2 protein-coding genes are annotated in these 1,787 nt (G+C 75.3%); one reads left to right on the top strand and one right to left on the bottom strand.

Annotated elements, in window-relative coordinates; all coding sequences use genetic code 11:
* Nucleotides 1–230: 230 nt before the first annotated feature.
* Nucleotides 231–881 carry a TetR/AcrR family transcriptional regulator gene (locus IEZ01_RS08795; RefSeq protein ID WP_019885683.1) on the bottom strand — a complete coding sequence of 217 codons (651 nt, stop codon included), beginning with the start codon at nucleotides 879–881 and terminating at the stop codon, nucleotides 231–233.
* 118 nt (nucleotides 882–999) lie between these two features.
* Between IEZ01_RS08795 and IEZ01_RS08790 the strand changes: the two genes are divergently transcribed.
* Nucleotides 1,000–1,787 (top strand): SDR family NAD(P)-dependent oxidoreductase (locus IEZ01_RS08790; RefSeq protein WP_189200844.1); only part of this gene is annotated, 788 nt, incomplete at its 3' end.

The following is a 1,787-nucleotide window of genomic DNA, read 5'->3' as shown; positions in this document are numbered from 1 at the left end:
GTTCGTGGCCGTCCGGCCGGTTGCCGGCTTGGCCGCCCGCGCAGAAGCCGGCCTGCCCGTCGCCGGAGCCCCGCGCCACGCGGACGTCGCGTCCGGCGCGCGGTTCGTGGCCGTCCGGCCGGTTGCCGGCTTGGCCGCCCGCGCAGAAGCCGGCCTGCCCGTCGCCGGAGCCCCGCGCCGCGTGGACGCCGGGGCCGGCGCGCGGTTCCGGCGGCCCGGTCCGTCGCCCGCTAGGCCTCCGGCGTCAGCGGGCCCATGCCGCCCATCAGTTCGCGCAGGCAGCGTACGGCCAGGTCGGACGGGGAGCCCGGGCCGGTGACCGGGGCGTCCGTCTGGGACCAGGTCTCCAGGGCGACGCGGATCGCGTCCGTGGCCGCCGCCGCGGCGAGGCGGACCTCCAGGGGGTCGGCGGTCGGGCCCGCGAGGGTGGCGACGACGGGGAGCAGCTTCTCCTCGGACTCCTGGTTGACGCGGTACCAGACCGCCCGCAGGGCGGGGTCCTCGGCCGCCGCGCGGAGCAGGACGCGGGTGCGGCGCAGCCCCTCGGCGGCGGCGTCGTCCCGGCCGGCGAGGGCCTCCGCGATGGAGGACTCCAGGGCCGAGGGGACGGTCGAGCCCGGCGGGGCCGCGGCGAGGGAGTCGCGCCAGCGGTCCGCGCCGGCCGCGAGGAGCGGCGCGACCGCGTCCTGCTTGGAGCGGAAGTAGCGGTAGAAGGTGCGCAGGGCCACCCCGGCCCGCTGGGCGATCTCCTCGGCGGTGGTGCCGTCGGGGCCCTGCTCCGTGAAGAGCTCCGCGGCGGCGCGCGCGATGTCGAGCTGGGTCGCGGCCTTGCGGCGCTCGGTCAGCGAGAGGGGCGGCGTCGGCGGCTGCTGGGTGCTCACCCGGCAAAGCGTACGCACGTGCACGCATTGCACGTCATGCAGGGATGACAAAACGTGCCAGGAAGGCGTACCGTGTAGTGAACGGCAGTACCCGCACCGTCCCGAGAGGTCGTTGGACATGAACCGCTACGAAGGCCGCCGCGCCCTGATCACCGGCGGCGGATCCGGCATCGGCCAGGCCACCGTCCTGCGCCTGCTCGCCGAGGGCGGCCGGGTCGTCGCCGCCGACGTCAGCGAGGCGGGCCTCAAGGACACCGCGGAGCAGGCGGCCGCCGCGGGCCACGAGGGCCGGCTCACCACCCTCGTCGTCGACATCGCCGACGAGACCTCCGTACGGGACGGCGTCGCCGCCGCCGTGTCCGCCCTCGGCGGCCTTGACGTCCTGGTCAACGCCGCCGGCATCCTGCGCTCCTCGCACACCCACGAGACGACCCTCGCCGACTTCAACCGGATCATCGCGGTCAACCTGACCGGTACGTTCCTGATGATCCGTGAGTCGATACCGGCCCTGCTGGAGGGTCAGGACTCGGCCGTCGTCAACTTCAGCTCCACCTCGGCCGTGTTCGCGCACCCCTACATGGCGGCGTACGCGGCCAGCAAGGGCGGCATCCAGTCCATGACGCACGCGCTCGCGAGCGAGTACGCCCGCCAGGGCATCCGGTTCACCGCCGTCCAGCCCGGCTCCATCTCCTCCGGCATGACGGACGGCTCGGGCGCCAGCCGGGCGAGCGTCGGACCCGGCCTGCCCGCCGACGCCGACATGTCCCTCTTCATGAAGCTCGCGCCCGCCCTCGGCCAGGGCTTCGCCGGGCCCGAGACCGTGGCGGGTGTCGTCGCGATGCTGGCCTCCGCGGACGGCCGGTTCATCACCGGCACCGAGGTCCGGATCGACGGCGGCACGCACTT

Source organism: Streptomyces purpureus, from assembly GCF_014648195.1.
Taxonomy (GTDB): Bacteria; Actinomycetota; Actinomycetes; order Streptomycetales; family Streptomycetaceae; genus Streptomyces; species Streptomyces purpureus.
This window is presented reverse-complemented; position numbering and strand designations above follow the sequence as displayed.